The organism is Neisseria sp. 74A18 (genome assembly GCF_001308005.1).
Classification (GTDB): Bacteria; Pseudomonadota; Gammaproteobacteria; order Burkholderiales; family Neisseriaceae; genus Neisseria; species Neisseria dumasiana.
Genome location: NZ_LGZA01000004.1, coordinates 80769 through 96932 on the forward strand (window position 1 = coordinate 80769; position 16164 = coordinate 96932).

At 46.3% G+C, this 16164-nt stretch carries 15 protein-coding genes, 2 tRNA genes and 1 pseudogene; 9 read left to right on the plus strand and 9 right to left on the minus strand.

What is annotated here, in order from left to right:
• Positions 1–145 precede the first annotated feature (145 nt).
• Positions 146–280: a hypothetical protein gene (locus tag AKG43_RS13515; protein WP_255351172.1), complete on the minus strand. Its 135-nt coding sequence runs from the start codon at positions 278–280 to the stop codon at positions 146–148.
• A gap of 373 nt (positions 281–653) precedes the next feature.
• Here AKG43_RS13515 and AKG43_RS02640 point away from each other — a divergent pair, with 373 nt between their 5' ends.
• Both AKG43_RS02640 and cas6 read left to right on the plus strand, forming a co-directional pair.
• On the plus strand, positions 654–2195 hold the full coding sequence (locus AKG43_RS02640; protein ID WP_054599033.1) for an OFA family MFS transporter: 1542 nt from the start codon (positions 654–656) through the stop codon (positions 2193–2195).
• A 58-nt stretch (positions 2196–2253) separates the two neighbouring features.
• The gene (gene cas6 / locus AKG43_RS02645; protein WP_255351173.1) at positions 2254–2568 is read left to right on the plus strand and encodes a CRISPR system precrRNA processing endoribonuclease RAMP protein Cas6; all 315 of its coding nucleotides are present in this window, start codon (positions 2254–2256) and stop codon (positions 2566–2568) included.
• Positions 2569–2789: 221 nt separating this feature from the next.
• On the opposite strand, the pseudogene AKG43_RS02650 reads toward cas6, so the two are convergent.
• Positions 2790–3104 (minus strand): annotated as a pseudogene (locus AKG43_RS02650) (IS1595 family transposase); the annotation flags it as partial.
• 113 nt (positions 3105–3217) lie between these two features.
• Between AKG43_RS02650 and rep the strand changes: the two are divergent.
• Positions 3218–5221, plus strand: a complete 2004-nt coding sequence (gene rep / locus AKG43_RS02655) for a DNA helicase Rep (RefSeq protein WP_054599036.1) — start codon at positions 3218–3220, stop codon at positions 5219–5221.
• A gap of 256 nt (positions 5222–5477) precedes the next feature.
• On the opposite strand, the gene AKG43_RS02660 is transcribed toward rep, so the two are convergent.
• The 3 genes from AKG43_RS02660 to AKG43_RS02670 all read right to left on the minus strand — a co-directional run bounded on the left by AKG43_RS02660 (position 5478) and on the right by AKG43_RS02670 (position 8232).
• The gene (locus tag AKG43_RS02660; protein ID WP_054599037.1) at positions 5478–6473 is read right to left on the minus strand and encodes an asparaginase; all 996 of its coding nucleotides are present in this window, start codon (positions 6471–6473) and stop codon (positions 5478–5480) included.
• 71 nt (positions 6474–6544) lie between these two features.
• Positions 6545–7009 (minus strand): DUF3465 domain-containing protein, encoded by a 465-nt coding sequence (locus AKG43_RS02665; protein WP_082402953.1) that lies wholly within the window; start codon positions 7007–7009, stop codon positions 6545–6547.
• 389 nt (positions 7010–7398) lie between these two features.
• Positions 7399–8232, minus strand: coding sequence for a hypothetical protein (locus AKG43_RS02670; RefSeq protein ID WP_054599038.1), 834 nt, complete (start codon positions 8230–8232; stop codon positions 7399–7401).
• A 166-nt stretch (positions 8233–8398) separates the two neighbouring features.
• Here AKG43_RS02670 and AKG43_RS02675 point away from each other — a divergent pair, with 166 nt between their 5' ends.
• Positions 8399–8650, plus strand: a complete 252-nt coding sequence (locus tag AKG43_RS02675) for a hypothetical protein (protein WP_054599039.1) — start codon at positions 8399–8401, stop codon at positions 8648–8650.
• A gap of 110 nt (positions 8651–8760) precedes the next feature.
• Here AKG43_RS02675 and dinB read toward each other — a convergent pair whose 3' ends face one another.
• Positions 8761–9822: a DNA polymerase IV gene (gene dinB / locus AKG43_RS02680; protein ID WP_054599040.1), complete on the minus strand. Its 1062-nt coding sequence runs from the start codon at positions 9820–9822 to the stop codon at positions 8761–8763.
• 253 nt (positions 9823–10075) lie between these two features.
• Here dinB and rpsF point away from each other — a divergent pair, with 253 nt between their 5' ends.
• From rpsF to rplI, 4 genes are read left to right on the plus strand one after another with little or no spacing between them, the layout of a single operon-like run.
• Positions 10076–10453 carry a 30S ribosomal protein S6 gene (gene rpsF, locus AKG43_RS02685; RefSeq protein ID WP_054599041.1) on the plus strand — a complete coding sequence of 126 codons (378 nt, stop codon included), beginning with the start codon at positions 10076–10078 and terminating at the stop codon, positions 10451–10453.
• A 7-nt stretch (positions 10454–10460) separates the two neighbouring features.
• On the plus strand, positions 10461–10757 hold the full coding sequence (gene priB / locus AKG43_RS02690) for a primosomal replication protein N (protein ID WP_054599042.1): 297 nt from the start codon (positions 10461–10463) through the stop codon (positions 10755–10757).
• A 6-nt stretch (positions 10758–10763) separates the two neighbouring features.
• Complete coding sequence (gene rpsR / locus AKG43_RS02695) at positions 10764–10994, plus strand: 30S ribosomal protein S18 (RefSeq protein WP_054599043.1); 231 nt, start codon at positions 10764–10766, stop codon at positions 10992–10994.
• A gap of 18 nt (positions 10995–11012) precedes the next feature.
• Positions 11013–11465, plus strand: a complete 453-nt coding sequence (rplI, locus tag AKG43_RS02700; RefSeq protein WP_054599044.1) for a 50S ribosomal protein L9 — start codon at positions 11013–11015, stop codon at positions 11463–11465.
• Positions 11466–12141: 676 nt separating this feature from the next.
• Here rplI and AKG43_RS02705 read toward each other — a convergent pair.
• The 3 genes from AKG43_RS02705 to AKG43_RS02715 form a co-directional block, all read right to left on the minus strand.
• Positions 12142–12765, minus strand: coding sequence for an NAD(P)H-hydrate epimerase (locus AKG43_RS02705; RefSeq protein WP_054599045.1), 624 nt, complete (start codon positions 12763–12765; stop codon positions 12142–12144).
• Between the two features lie 475 nt (positions 12766–13240).
• A tRNA-Leu gene (locus AKG43_RS02710) sits at positions 13241–13327 on the minus strand.
• A 61-nt stretch (positions 13328–13388) separates the two neighbouring features.
• Positions 13389–13475, minus strand: a tRNA-Leu gene (locus AKG43_RS02715).
• Between the two features lie 72 nt (positions 13476–13547).
• On the opposite strand from AKG43_RS02715, the gene rnr reads away from it, so the two are divergent.
• Entirely contained in the window at positions 13548–15923 is a 2376-nt protein-coding gene (rnr, locus tag AKG43_RS02720) for a ribonuclease R (protein WP_054599046.1), read from the plus strand.
• The last annotated feature ends 241 nt before the right edge of the window (positions 15924–16164 follow it).

The window sequence follows — 16164 nt, forward strand, 5'->3', positions numbered from 1 at the left end:
CTTTACATAACCATACTTGGAAATAATGTTACAGTTTTTCGTCTTTTTTATTCAAACGGGATTTTATTGCATATGCCCATAGTCAATAAAATATTTTGAATACAAAGCAGCAATCAGCATACAAGATATAAGTATAGTCAATATATCAGGCCGTCTGAACCATAATCTGACCCTTCCGAAAGTAAGAAGTTTCAGACGGCCAAATCTCGCGGAAAGCACAGGCTTGCGGCTGAATGCCGTCGGGCAAAGTCAAAAACAGGATTAAAGGTTTGGGCTGCATGAATTTGATGAATATACGGCTGCAAATAAAATCACTTTTCCTTTTCGTTAAGAAAAGCCCGTGTTTTGATAAAATACGCGCCTGATAAAACGGTATGGACGAAATACAGCAAACAAACTTATTTCTGATAGGCAGCAGGCCGCAGACTGTACAGACAGTACACAGCACGAAACCGATTCTGTTTCACACTTCAATGGCTTAGTGGCGGGCAGCTGTATTTCAGATTTAATGAAGCCTTGTTGTGCGCTGCCCGCCCGTTTAGCCTGGTATTTGAATATGTCTGTACTCGCTATGCTGCTCCGTCTTGAGCCGCATCCACATCTGAAAGTCTTACAAAGGTTTCTTCATACACACTTCAAATCAAAGGAATGTTATGTCTTTTCTAGATAAAGCCAACACCGTAGCCCCGCCCGGTTTCAATCGCTGGATGGTGCCGCCTGCGGCGTTGGCGGTTCATTTGTCTATCGGGCAGATTTATGCCTATTCCGTATTCAATGCCCCGCTTACTAAAATCATCGGTATCACCGAGTCTGCGCCCGATGATTGGAAGCTGACCACGGTAGGTTGGGTGTTCAGCATTGCTTTGGCGGTGCTGGGGGCATCGGCTGCGCTGTTCGGCACTTGGATGGAGCGGGTAGGGCCGCGTAAAGCGATGTTTGTGGCAGCCTGTTGTTTCAGCTTGGGTTTTTTTGTGTCGGCACTAGGGGTTTACACCCATAACCTGTGGTTGCTGTATCTCGGTAACGGCGTACTTGGCGGCGTAGGCTTGGGTTTGGGATATATCGGGCCGGTATCGACGTTAATGAAATGGTTTCCCGATAAACCCGGCATGGCAACCGGTTTGGCCATTATGGGATTCGGCGGCGGTGCGATGCTTGCGTCGCCTTTATCGGTAGCATTAATGAATGCTTTCAGCAGCGCCGATTCCACCGGTGTGGCGCAAACTTTTATCGTGCTCGGTATTTTCTATTTTATTTTCATGATGTTCGGTGTGTTTACCATTCGTGTACCGGCAGAAGGCTGGAAACCGAAAGGCTTTGTGCCGCCTGCCAAAACGAAAAAAATGGTCAGCAGCAGCCATGTGAATGCAGGGCAGGCGGTAAAAACGCCGCAGTTTTGGTTACTGTTTTTCATTTTGTGTTTGAATGTTACCGCCGGCATAGGTGTGCTCGGTCAGGCATCGGTGATGATTCAGGAGTTGTTTTCCGAAGCTTCGGTCGGTGCGGGTGCGGCGGTTGGCGCAGCCGCAGCAGCAGGGTTTGTCGGGTTGTTGAGTTTGTTTAATATGGGCGGCCGCTTTTTTTGGTCGAGCATTTCCGACAAAATCGGCCGCAAGCATACCTATACGCTGTTTTTTGTGCTGGGCTCGCTGCTTTATTTTGCTGTTCCGTCTATCGGCGAGAGCGGTAGCAAAGGGCTGTTTGTTATCGGATTCTGCATCATTATGTCGATGTATGGCGGCGGTTTCGCAGCGATTCCGGCCTATTTGAAAGATTTGTTCGGCACTTATCAAGTCGGCGCGATTCACGGACGGCTGTTGCTGGCATGGTCTGCCGCCGCCGTGTTGGGGCCTGTGTTGGTTAACTATATCCGCCAAGGGCAAATTAACAGCGGCGTACCTGCCGCACAGGCATACAGTATTACCATGTATATCATGGCCGCTTTGCTGATTATCGGTTTGTTGTGCAACCTATCGGTGAAACCGGTGCATGAGAAACACCATGATAAAAGCGTGAAAGATGCGGCTCAAAGCCACAATCCCGACGACGAAACCACCTTGTCGGATGCTTATCTGGCAGCCGAAGAAGTGTCGCACGGCGGTGTGCGTGTGTGGTGGCGTTGGGCGTTGGCAGGCGTGCCGTTGGCTTACGGCGTGGTTATGGTGTTTGTAAAAGTAATGGATTTGTTCCGCTGATATAGCCAATCAACTTATTGTTAAACCGGAGCAGGCAACAAATACTGAAAGGTCTCAGCTGGTCAGACGCACCTCGATGTTCGCCACCCTATACTGGCAGAACTTGGAAACCGATTACCCAAGCTTGATGCAGGCCGCAGCACACATAAAAAGCCTCCACCAACTGCAATGGCTGGACTGGAGCCGCTATTCAAACCGCCAACAACAGCACATCAACTTGGGCGGAGCCATAGGCACTTGGCAATTTGAAGACTTACCGCTACCATTCAGCCAACTGCTCCACCTCGGACAATGGCTGCACATAGGCAAAGAAACCGTGTTCGGCTACGGACGCCACAAGATAAAAGAGGTTAACCCATGTTTAACTTTGTAAACTTTGAAAAGATTGGAAACCCCGTTTCCAACCCACTGACTTTAAAAGGAGAAAAACAGACCTGCTATTGAAAACAAAGCCGCACCATTAGGGGATTGGGCTTTCGATTCACCTGCCATAGTCTCTAACTCTCAACATTGAAAACAAAGCCGCACCATTAGGGGATTGGGCTTAGTTGCCAAGGCCGCGCCTAAAAATTAAGGGGCTGAAGTAGATTAGCCCTAAATCTCACACCAAAGCCGCAGAATTTTTAGCTGCTGCTTTGCTGTCCCAAAATTAAAACGAAACTCGCATTCTTTCAAGAATAGAGGAAAAGACTTTCGGTCAATGCCATTATATTTGCGCAAGACACGCTTGGCCTGATTCCAGAAATTCTCAATGCCGTTGATGTGGTTTTGCCTCTCGGCAAATGCCTTACTGTGGTTAATCCTGTGATGGTGAAAACCGCTGACATCCAGTACGTCGTAACTGCTCAAGCTGCCCGTATAAACCACGCTGTCCGGCATAATTTTCTTTGTAATAACAGGAAATAAACTTGGGGCTGACGTAGATTAACTGCGCATGACTGCTAATCTACTCAAGCTTCCCATTATTATGGTAATTTACATGGTAATATCATCTTGTTGTTAGTCAGTACATTGCCATTTTCATGAAACTCAATCCCCAGCAACAACAAGCCGTGCAATATCTCGGCGGCCCCTTGCTCGTTTTGGCAGGTGCGGGCAGCGGTAAAACCGGTGTGATTACCCAGAAAATCAAATACTTGATTACGCAAGTAAATTATCCCGCCCACCACATCGCCGCCATCACGTTTACCAACAAAGCAGCCAAAGAAATGCAGGAGCGTGTGGGCAAAATGCTGCCGAAAAGCCAAACGCGCGGCCTGACCATCTGTACTTTCCACTCGCTCGGTATGCGCATTTTGCGCGAAGAAGCCGCCAACATCGGCTACAAGAAAAACTTTTCCATTCTCGACGGCACCGACAGCGCCAAAATCATCAATGAGCTGCTCGGCAGCACCGGCAAAGAAGCGGTGTTCAAAGCCCAGCACCAAATTTCCCTGTGGAAAAACGATTTGAAAACGCCCGAAGAGATTCTTCAGACGGCCTCCAACGAGTGGGAAAGCCAAATGGCGAAAGTGTATGCCGGCTATCAGGCTACGCTGGAGAACTATCAGGCTGTTGATTTCGACGACTTAATCCGTCTGCCCGCCGTGCTGTTGCAGCAAAACAGTGAAGTGCGCCACAAATGGCAGCTCCGCCTGCGCTATCTGCTGGTGGACGAATGCCAAGACACCAATGCCTGCCAATACACTTTGATGAAGCTGCTCACCGGCGCGGAAGGCATGTTCACCGCCGTGGGCGACGACGACCAATCCATCTACGCATGGCGCGGCGCAAACATGGAAAACCTGCGCCAAATGCAGGAAGACTATCCGCAGATGAAGGTAATCAAGCTGGAGCAAAACTACCGCTCCACCGCGCGGATATTGAAAGTGGCCAACAAGGTGATTGAAAACAACCCCAAGCTGTTTAAAAAAACCTTGTGGTCGCAGTTCGGCATGGGCGAACACATCAAAATCGTCGCCTGCCAGCACGAGCAGCACGAAGCCGAATGGGTGGTGAGTCAAATCGTGAAACAAAAACTGGTGGGCGGCGACAAAACCCGATACGCCGATTTCGCCGTCCTCTACCGCGGCAACCATCAGGCGCGGGTGTTTGAAGAAGCCTTGCGCAGCGCGCGCGTGCCTTACCAGCTTTCAGGGGGTCAGAGTTTTTTTGATAAGGCCGAAATCAAAGACGTATTGTCCTACATCCGCCTGCTTGCCAACCCCAACGACGATCCCGCCTTTTTACGCGCCGTTACCACGCCCAAACGCGGCATCGGCGAAGCCACCCTCGGCAAACTCAACGCCTATGCCCACAGCCACGAATGCAGCCTGTATGAAGCGGCGTTAAATCCCGAAGCACAGGCCGTCTTAAACGCCCAAAACCGCGAGCACCTGCAACAATTCATGGCCTTGATGGAAGATTACCGCGCCCGTGCCGAACACGACGACGCGGGCGAACTCGTCAACAACCTGCTGGCCGACATCGCCTACGAAGCCCATCTGCTCGGCAGCGAAGAAGGCAAGGCCGGCGAAATCAAATGGCGCAACGTTACCGACCTCACCGACTGGCTGGCGCGCAAAGGCGGGCAAGACGACAAAAACATCATCGAAATCGCCCAAACCATCGCCCTGATGACCTTGCTCGAAGGCAAAAACGAAGAAGAAACAGATGCGGTCAAACTTTCCACCCTGCACGCCTCCAAAGGCTTGGAATATCCGTATGTGTTTCTCGTAGGCTGCGAAGAAGGCATGCTGCCCCACGCCGACAGCATCGAAGAGAGCAACGTCGAGGAAGAGAGGCGCTTGATGTATGTGGGCATTACCCGCGCCAAACGCCAGCTCACGCTCACCCACTGCGTGAAGCGCAAACGGCAAGGCACATGGCAGTTTCCCGACCCCAGCCGCTTTATCGACGAAATGCCGCAGGAAGATTTGAAAATCCTCGGCAGAAAAGGCGGCGAGCCGATTGTGAGTAAGGAAGAAGGCAAGAGCAATCTGGCCGGTTTGCGGGCGATGCTGGAGTCTAAAATGAAAAAGGTATAGGAAAAAGAATTTGGGGCCGTCTGAAACAGCATTATTTGCAGATATGGCTGATTCGGCGCGGAAATACAGTTTGGTTGGGGAGCTTGCGGGCAGTTTCTAATATAAATTGGGTGTGCAGGCAGCAACGCCGTAGCAAAATTGGAGTTTATTTGCCATAGAATGGTCAACGCAAATCTAAATCGAATTGAATGATTTAAAAAGCCTGATGTATCCAACATCAGGCTTTTTTATATTATTAGCTAATAAAGTCAGGGTGTTATAGTAAATTCAGCTTTTCCAGTTTTTGTTGAAGCTGTTTGTTGTCGAGACCGTTGCTGACGGCGAGTGTGAGCAAAACGAGTGCCGTTTCTAAATTGGCCTTGCCTCCGTTTACAACACCTGCCTGCCGCAACGCACTGCCTTGTGCATACACGGCAGCCGCATTGCCTTGTTTGGCTTGGCTGATATTGAGCACTAACTTTCCGCGTGAAGTCAAATCGTTAACTGCCTGAATAAAATCCCGGTCAGACGGTGCATTGCCGTGGCCGTAGCTTTGCAGAATCACAGCATCGGCATTGCGGTAGAGGCCGTCTGAAAAAGACTGTGCCGAAAAGCCCGGCACAAGCGTGTGGCAAACCACTTTGGCTTGTGTGTTGAGTACAGGGAAGGGCGTGTGTAATACGGCGGATGTTTTTTCAGACGGCCTTTTGTTCACATGCAGCCAACCGCATTCGGGCGACCATATTGCGATTGTGCCGAAATGGGGGTTATCAAAGCCGTCGGCCTGTTCGGTGCTGATTTTGCTGCTGCCTACGGCCTGAAAAAGTTTACCGTTGAAAGCAATAACCGTTTCGGACAGGTTTAATTCAAACGCTGCAACGGCGGTGGCTAAGTTTAAAGGAGCATCGCTGTGTTGGGCATTGTAAGGCCATTGCGAGCCGGTGATCACAATCGGAAGTTTCAAATCGGGCAGGGCGAGGGCGAAAAGATTGGCTGTGTAAGCCAGGGTGTCGGTCCCGTGAAGCACCAATATGCCGTCGTATGTACGGGCTTTTTCTTTGAGTAATGCCAACCAGTTGTGCCAATCGGATAGGGTAACGGCCGAAGAATCGATTAAGGGATTGCAGATGTGCCAGTCGAACGAATAGTTATCTGCAAACGGTATCAGGGCCTTTTCAGCCAAAGCGGTATCAGGGCTGAGCCCTTGCGGGGTTTGGCGCATTCCGATGGTGCCGCCGGTATAAAGCACAAAGATTTTTTTTCGGGTAGTCATAGTGTTGTGTGTTATGAATTGGATGTTTAATCGAGGCCGTCTGAAAAATCTTCAGACGGCCTCTAGGGTTTTTATTGATAAATCACACCGTTGTGTTTTAACCAGCCGTCAGGATGCCTGCCTTGAGGGTCGTGATGTGTCCAATGAATCACGCCGCCTTTTTCCGACCATTCGTATTCGCCGTAAAAAGCTACCGTATCGCCTTTTTTCAAGCCTTTGATTTTAGGGGCGAGATCAATGTTGTGGGCGATCAAAAGGCTTTGTCCGCTACTGAGTTTCAAAATAAACCGTTGATGACGTGAGCCTTTGTTATCGTCGGGAAGGGTTTTGCTCACTCTGCCGCTGCCCTCAACCTGAATATTGCTTTGACGTTGTTCAAACGCTTTTCGGAGAGTGGTTTCGGCAGCTTCGCTTCTATTCGCCGATGACACAGATGATGAGGACTCGGTTTGGTGTCGGGAGTGTTGTTGATAAAAATATTGGGAACCGAATAGCGCGGCGGCGATGACGGCAGGCAAAATCCAATTTTTTGTCATGAGCGAAGATTCCGGTATGTATTTTGTGAATAAGAGATATTGCGGTTAACAAGTTGAGACTCGTGCAAAACCTTCAGATGTGAATGCAGTACAAGGCATAACAGCCCGGCGGGTGCAGACATAACATATCATATAGATAGTGTAAGCAAACAAGCAGCGCACAACGCTGAAATGTGCCGCAGCCGAAGGGCAAAGGTTTCAGGTTTTAAAAACCCAACATCGGTGCTCGATAGCCGGTTGTCGGCCGTATGTTTTGAATGCAATGGGCAACCGCTTGCGGATGAAGCATTTTGTTTTTTATTTAAATATCCGGCCGCCGTATGGGGAACACGGCGGCCGGAGAGAATATCGAGATGTTTTCAGACGGCCTCTAACCAAAATATTAAGTATCAGCGGTTATATTTCAAACTGTATTTAATCTCCGACATAGCGGCTTTTAAATTGTAGTCCAAAATCTCATCTACAATGGCGGGGGTTTGTTCGTTTAACATTTGTTGAAGCTGGTAAGTAAGGGCGGCGGTTTGTTTCTGTACCGCTACGCGTACCATGCCTGTTACCGCATCAGTCAAGTGAGGGCGCAAACGGCGGCTCAAACGCTCCAGTAATTCTTGTTCCGACAAACACATCACCGGTTTGCGCGGATCAACTTGTGGATTAATCACTTTTACCGTTACCGGCAACCAATCTTCTGCCTGAACGTCGCCTTCAAAAGCATTTTCGGTCTGCTCTTCCGAATGCTCTTCTGTTTGACGGCCTGAACGTAAATTTTCAACTTCGTTGGGGTGGTCAAAAGAAACCGTTTGACGTTTGGGGTTGAGCCAAACCGTGCGGGTGTTTTCGATATTTTTATCGTCTATTTGTGCAGATTGGAGGGCAGTTTGGGCGGCAAGCCAGTCTTCTTGCAATAAAACAGTGGTATCGGTTTCCGCAGTAATATTTTCCGAAAATAGGTCGTTATGCTCCTTTTGCCATTGTTGCAGATATTCACACAACATCTTCTCAGCCGCACGCGCACTCAATTGCGCTTCCGTCGGTGTCGGTTTGGAAGAAGCCGGTTGGTAAGACGGGGCGACACTTTGAGGGGCAGGGCGGGAAGGAGCAGGTGTTTCACGCGCCGTGTTGCGTTGCTGGCGCAATTGTTCCAAACCGCGTTCCCAGTCGAATTCATCGTCTCCGTTTTGCGTATCGGGTTTTGTATGATCATGATAACGTGGATTATTCATTATTGATTATTCACTTTCATTCGGAGTCTGGCGGTATGTGTACCGTGTTCATTACGGTATATCCAAAACTGTTCGCCGGCTATTGCAACCAGGCCGCCGTCGAACCGCAGTATTTTTAAATCCTATATAATGTTTTATTTTAACAGAATTTATAGAAGGAAAAATCATGAGCAGCATTGAGCAGCGTTTAGAATACTTGGAAGAGGCATACGATGTTTTACGTATGCAAAATCATGTACTTTCAACAGCCTTCAAAGGCATGGTAAGAGCCTTGCCTGCAGAAATCGCACAAGATGTAGTGGAATCGGTGCAATTGGCTTTCGAAGATGCTTTAGCCGAGTTAAATTATGAAGACAGCCCTCATGTGGATTTATTTCATGATGTCACTTATGCTTTTTTTAGAGAAAAAGAGCGTTAAGATTTAAGCGGAAGCCGTAAAACCGACAGGGCGGTTTATTTACGTTGTTTTGAATAACTTAATAATTGCTTAATGATTATGGCTGCCAAACCAATTTTAGGCCGTCTGAATCATATATCCCATAATAATTGCTGTTTCCCTTTGGGTATCAGATGGCTTACTCCGATGCCGATGAGTCGGAAGGAATCTCCTGAATGTGTAGGAATACGCTGCATCAGCGTTTGTGCAGCTTTCATTAAAGAGGGTTGATCAGGAAGCGCAGAAGAATAAGTAAGAGAACGGGTAATGATATGGAAATCGGCCGTTTTCAATTTTAACGTAACGCTGCGCGCTTCAACTTGTTTGCGGTTCATTTGCGCCCATAAATCAGCAGTCAAAACAGGCAAATGAATAATCAACTCCTTTAAAGGCAAATCTTCGGGTAGCGTAATTTCCGTAGAAATCTGCAACCGTTCACGGTTGGGTTTTACTTCACGTTCGTCTATACCGCGTGCCAAATCATACAAACGGTAACCGTATCGCCCAAAATGATGCAGCAGCTGCCCGCGTTCGAAACGGCGTAAATCTCCCGCCGTTTGCATCCCCAAAGCATTCATTTTCTGCAAAGTAACCCTACCTACGCCGGGGATTTTTCCAAGCGGCAGCGTTTCTAAAAATGCTTCAACCTTTTGAGGAGGCAATACAAATTGGCCGTCGGGTTTGCGCCAATCCGATGCAATTTTGGCTAAAAATTTATTCGGTGCAATACCGGCAGAGGCAGTAAGCCCGGTTTCCTGCCTGATTTCTTGGCGGATTTTTTGAGCAATTTCGCCGGCATAAGGAATATTCTGAAGATTGCGAGTTACATCCAAATAAGCTTCATCAAGCGACAAAGGCTCAATCAGTGTTGTATATCTGGAAAAAATAGCATGGATTTCGCGAGATATTTGTCTGTATAAATCAAAATGAGGAGGTACATATATCGCTTGAGGGCAAAGTCTTTTCGCAGTTGAAACGGCCATTGCCGAATGTAATCCGAATTGTCGGGCTTCATAAGAAGCTGCACAAATAACAGAACGCGGGCCTTCCCAAGCAACCACAACAGGTTTGCCGCGCAAATGCGGTTGTTCACGCAGTTCAACGGAAGCATAGAATGCATCCATATCGATATGGATAATTTTGCGGAATTCCATCATTGTTTACCACTCAATCCGAAACAAAATTCGACGTTATTTTGATAAAACAAAAAACCTTCTGCCGTCGGCTATTTCTTTTTCTTTTATAGTTCTTTTATAGTCTTATTGAGACCCTATTTCTATTATTTATTGTAACGCTTTTTTCAAGCGTTGATTTATTCGTTCTAAGCCGTTATAATAGCCCGTTTTCCAACCTTGCCTTTTACTTTTCGCATGGTAAAAGGCTGTTTTTAAACCGTAAGGAGATAACATGCGTCATTACGAGATCGTGTTTATCGTTCATCCTGATCAAAGCGAGCAAGTGCCCGCAATGGTTGAGCGCTACAAAACCATGATTGCCGAAGCAGGCGGTAAAATTCACCGTTTAGAAGATTGGGGCCGTCGTCAATTGGCTTACCCAATCAACAAAATCCACAAAGCACACTATGTTTTGATGAATATCGAAACCGCTCCCGAAGTGGTTGAAGAGCTGGAAACCGCTTTCCGCTTCAATGATGCAGTATTGCGTCATCTGACCATCAAAACCAAACAGGCCGTTACAGAAGCTTCTCCGATGCTGAAAGACGAAAAGTCTAAAAACCTGCTCGACAGCAATTCAGCGGCTAAAGAAGAAACTGCCGAAGCGTAATCGAAGATTGAAAAATCTTTTAAACCTTACCGCTCAAATTGTCCATTGCGGAGAATTGAGATACACGCCAGCCGGAGTGCCGGTTTTGGATATTGTGCTAAGGCACGAATCATGGCAGGAAGAAAACGGGCAAAAATGTTTGGTAAAACTGGAATTGCCCGCAAAAATTCTCGGTAAGGATGCGCTTAATTGGCAACACAAGGTTGAAACCGTAGTCACAGTAAGCGGTTTTTTGGCACAAAAAAGCCAACGTTATCCAAAACCTGTGTTGCGCATACAAAACATTAAAGAATATAAAGGTTAAACGACAATGGCTCGTCAATCATTCAAACGTAGAAAATTCTGCCGTTTCACGGCTGAAAAAATCCAAGAAGTTGATTACAAACAAGTAGACTTGTTGAAAGACTTCATTTCTGAAAACGGTAAAATCATTCCGGCCCGCATTACCGGTACCAAAGCACACTACCAACGCCAATTGGCTGTTGCAGTAAAACGTGCCCGTTTCTTGGCTTTGCTGCCTTATACCGATCAACATAAATAATTTACGGAGATTTTGATCATGCAAATTATTCTGTTAGAAAAAATCGGTGGCTTGGGCAATTTGGGCGATATTGTTACTGTAAGAAATGGTTATGCCCGTAACTTTTTAATTCCTTCCGGCAAAGCTAAACGTGCTACCGAAGCCAATATGAAAGAATTTGAAGCACGTCGTGCCGAATTGGAAGCGAAGCAGGCCGAAATTTTGGCTGATGCTAAAGCCCGTCAAGAGAAATTGGATGGACAAACCATCACGGTGGCTCAAAAAGCTGGTGTAGACGGTCGTTTGTTTGGTTCTGTAACTAATGCCGATATTGCCGCTGCTATCGTTGAATCAGGTATTGAAGTTGCAAAATCAAATGTACGTTTACCTAACGGCCCTTTGAAAGCTGTTGGTGAATACGAGATAGAAGTAGCTTTGCATACCGATGCAGTTGCTGCTGTTAAAGTTGCTGTGGTGGCTGCTGCCGAGTAATTTATTTTATAAAAGTACCTAACTGAATACAGGCCGTCTGAATTTTCAGACGGCCTGATTTCTTTTCTGAATATATTTTCAATAACTCTAAACTTTAATAAACTTATTGATATTACTTTGTTTATGTATATCAACCATGTTTAAATTAACATTAATATACCAAGAGTTTATTTTTAGTGAATTATTTATCAATAATAAACATTGTTTATCAAAACCGTTCTTGTAATAAATATACAAAAATATTATATTATCCGTATCTCATACCATGAAAACAACAAAGAAAGGAGATATTTATGCAGCATCGCAGACGTCAGGCTATTTTTCAGGCATCAAAACGAGCATTTAATGCGCGAAAGCCTGTAGACAGTCAATCTCGTACGCATAATAATAAAGTTATGTAACCTTCTCAGCCGATTTATCATTGTTTGAATAATCTAAAGTCTCAATTTAATCCAATAAGATAAATTAAGCAGCAAATGATAATTGACCGGAATCCCGAATTAAGCAAAACCCCTGCATCTAGCAGGGTTTTGCTTTTGGGTTTTTGTAAGATTGCTAGATTATTCTAGATACATTTTAAATAACTAATGTGGGAAAAGGTTTCGGGTTGTTAAGTCAGCCTACAAAATGGTGGAAGTTGAGCTTTCGCAGAATAATCCAAAATATTCTGATTTAGTTAAACAATATCGATGCACACTATTTTACCGCATAAAGATTTACCTGCTTCACTGAAATGCCCCGGTTTAAATGCAGCAAAGGTATAAGTAAGGTCGGCCTTAAATGCATTTTCATCAGCTTCACCGGTGTCGCCGTTTAAACCTGTAGGGATATCTAAAGCAATTTTAAAGCCGTCTGAAAGATTCAATAAACGGCAGATATGGGCTACAGATTCAGGCAATATACCGTTAAATCCTGTGCCGAAAATACCTTCGATAAGTAGGTTATAGGAGAATTTTTTCAGACGGCCTTCCAGCTCACTAGGCTCTATAAATTCAATACCGGGTAATCCATGTAAGCGGCTACGGTTGAGTGCGGAAAGTTCGGACACATTATCACCTAAAACAAAAACAATATCAGCTTTCCAGCCAGATTGTTGAAGCACTCTTGCGATTACCAAGCCGTCCCCACCGTTATTACCTTTTCCGCACACAACCAATACGTGACCGGCTGTCGGGTGGCGTTTGAGAATATCCGCTGCTGCACCTTGTCCGGCATTTTCCATTAACTGTTCAAAGCTAGTTCCTGCATCAACAGCGGCTTGTTCGTAACGACGCATTTCGATAGAGGTGTATATTTTCATGATAAAGGCCTTTGCACGGAATCGATAATCGGGAGAACGAATTTTCTTCTCAGTTTATAGAAAGTCAGATTTTTTGTTCCTTCTATATGCAATATCAAGGCCGTCTGATATTTTCAGACGGCCTTGATATTGTAAGAAAAAATGTTATTGATTCGCAAGATTGCAACAGTAGATAAGTTGGGAAGCAACTCAGAGTTGTTTCAGTTTTTGTAAGAGTATAGTCAATCAACTTAACTTTTTGACGCGCTTTAGCTCTAAAGAGAACGATTGTGTAAGCCGCTAAAGCGGCAATAGAATAGGCTGCTCACTACTTAATATTGCATACTAATCGATGCTTTGTATTCAAATTAAGTTGATTGACTATAGCAATTTTAAACAACGAAAATAAGGTATTTATTCAAATATTTTGTGTAAAAATATTTAAATTTCATGTGAATAGGCAATAAAAAATCCGGTATTAAACCGGAGTATTTTTTGGTGCCCAGGAGAAGACTCGAACTTCCACACCCGTGAGGATACTAGCACCTGAAGCTAGCGCGTCTACCAATTCCGCCACCTGGGCACGTTGAATTCTTTATGTTTTTACTGTATTAAAGCTAATCAGAGTTTCAAAGTTGAAACTCTGGTGCCCAGGAGAAGACTCGAACTTCCACACCCGTGAGGATACTAGCACCTGAAGCTAGCGCGTCTACCAATTCCGCCACCTGGGCTTTGCTTTAATCTTTGCTTTACGTTAAAGTGTCGGCTGCAAAGAGATGTGAATTATATATTTAAATGAAAGATTGTCAATCATCAAAATGAAGAAAAATACTAAGTCACTCAGTTTAAGAGAGAAAGATCCTTTTTTGAGCCGCGAGCAGCAACGCTATGATCATCCGTTGCCCAGCCGTGAATGGATTATAGAAGTATTGGAGCAGGAAGGTGTTCCTTTACGGATTTTCAAATTGGCAGAGAAGTTGTCGATTACTGAAGCTGAACACGAGTTTTTCGAACGCCGTATTAAAGCGATGGCTCGAGACGGGCAGGTGTTGATTAACCGTCGCGGTGCCGTTTGTGCGGCCGAAAAACTGGCATTGGTGAAATGCCGTATCGAAGCCCATAAAGACGGCTTTGGTTTTGCCGTGCCTTTGGTGCCGACCGGTGAAGGCGATTTTGTTTTATACGAACGTCAAATGCGCGGCTTGATGCATGGTGATATCGTTACTGTGCGCCCGGCAGGAACAGACCGTCGCGGCCGTCGCGAAGGGCAGGTTTTGGATATTGTCGAACGTGCTCAAAAACAGGTTGTCGGCCGTTATTATGTAGAACGCGGTATTGCTATTCTTGAGCCTGAAGATCACCGGCTCACCCAAAGCATTGTTTTAGAGCCCGAAGGTTTGGCGGAATTAAAGCCCGAATCGGGGCAGGTTGTGGTAGCGGAAATCGAAAGCTATCCCGATGGCCACCGTCCGGCGGTTGCCAAGTTGGTTGAGGTATTGGGTGATTATGCAGACAGCGGCATGGAAATTGAAATCGCTGTGCGCAAGCACCAGCTGCCCCATATTTTTAGCGAAGCGTGTTTGCAGGCTGCCGAAAAAATTCCCGATCATGTCCGGCCGCGAGATATTAAGGGGCGCGTAGATTTGCGCGATCTGCCTTTGGTTACGATAGACGGCGAAACTGCACGAGACTTTGATGATGCGGTTTATGCTGAAAAACAGGGCAGGAATTACCGCCTTGTTGTGGCTATCGCCGATGTGAGCCATTATGTCCGCCCTGATGATCCTATTGATAAGGATGCTCAAGAGCGCGCCACCAGCGTGTATTTTCCGCGCAGGGTAATCCCGATGTTGCCGGAGAGCCTTTCCAACGGCATTTGTTCGCTCAATCCGGATGTGGAACGCTTGTGTATGGTATGCGACATGGTGGTAACGTATGCGGGCAATATCAAAGAATATAAGTTTTATCCGGCGGTTATGCGTTCACATGCTCGTTTGACTTACACGCAAGTTTGGGATTGGATAAAACAAGGCGGCGATTATCCGCATCGGGCGCAAATCGAACCGCTGTACAAGCTGTTTCAAATTTTTCAGGCAAAACGGCACAAGCGTGGTGCGGTTGAGTTTGAAAGTACTGAAACACAAATGATTTTCGACGATAACGGAAAAATCGAGCGCATTGTGCCTATCGTACGCAACGATGCCCACAAGTTGATTGAAGAGTGTATGTTGGCAGCCAACGTGTGTGCGGCTGAGTTCTTATTGAAGAATAAACATGCATCGCTGTTCCGCAACCATTTGGGGCCTACTCCTGAAAAGCTGGCTACATTGCGCGAACAATTGGGTTTGCTCGGATTGCACTTGGGCGGGGGAGACAATCCCACTCCGAAAGACTACGCGCAACTGGCCGAACAGTTTGCAGGCCGTCCTGATGCCGAATTGCTTCAGGTAATGATGCTCCGTTCTATGCAACAAGCGGTTTATGAGCCTGAAAACCAAGGCCACTTTGGCTTGGCCTATGAAGCTTATACCCATTTCACGTCGCCGATCCGCCGCTACCCCGATTTGACCGTACACCGAGCCATCAAAGCAGTATTGAATGAAGAAAAATACCGTCCTGAATCATGGCAGGCTTTAGGTGTGCATACCTCTTTCTGCGAGCGTCGTGCCGATGATGCCAGCCGCGATGTAGAAAACTGGCTGAAAACCTATTACATGCGTGACAAAGTCGGCGAAGTGTTTGAAGGCCGTATCAGCGGCATGGCTAATTTCGGCATCTTTGTGACTTTAGACGATATTCACATCGAAGGAATGGTGCATATCAGCGATTTAGGGGAAGATTATTTCAACTACCGCCCCGAAATTATGGCTATGCAGGGCGAGCGTAGCGGCATACGCTTCAATATGGGCGACCGTGTAACCGTTAAAGTGGCTCGTGCCGATTTGGATACCAGCAAAATTGATCTGACTTTGATCAGTGGCGGGGAAGTATCTAAAAAGAGCAGCAGAAAATCTGCGGTTCAGACGGCCTCATCAGAAACGGCTTCACGCAGCAAACGAGGAATTACGGTTAAAGTGAAGTCGGATGGTAAGGCTTCATCCGACCGTAAATCCCGTAAAGAAAAGCGGAAAAAAAACAGCCGTAGCGAAAGCACTAAGGCCAAACGCAAAAAGCGTTAACGGCTTATTTGGTAAAGCCCGCTAAGTGCGGGTTTTACCAAGCTCGCAAATGGCATTCTGATACTTTGGAGAAGTAAAAAAAGTAATTTATATGCGCTCATTAAAGAAAGCTGCAATGAGCAAAGTAGTATATCAAACACAGGTTAAACGTAAGAACCTGTTCAAAGTATTTTAACGGTAAGAAGCTTCGCAGACGAGCAAGAGCTGTATCTGTTTGTACAGGCTTGCCTTGTACAATCGT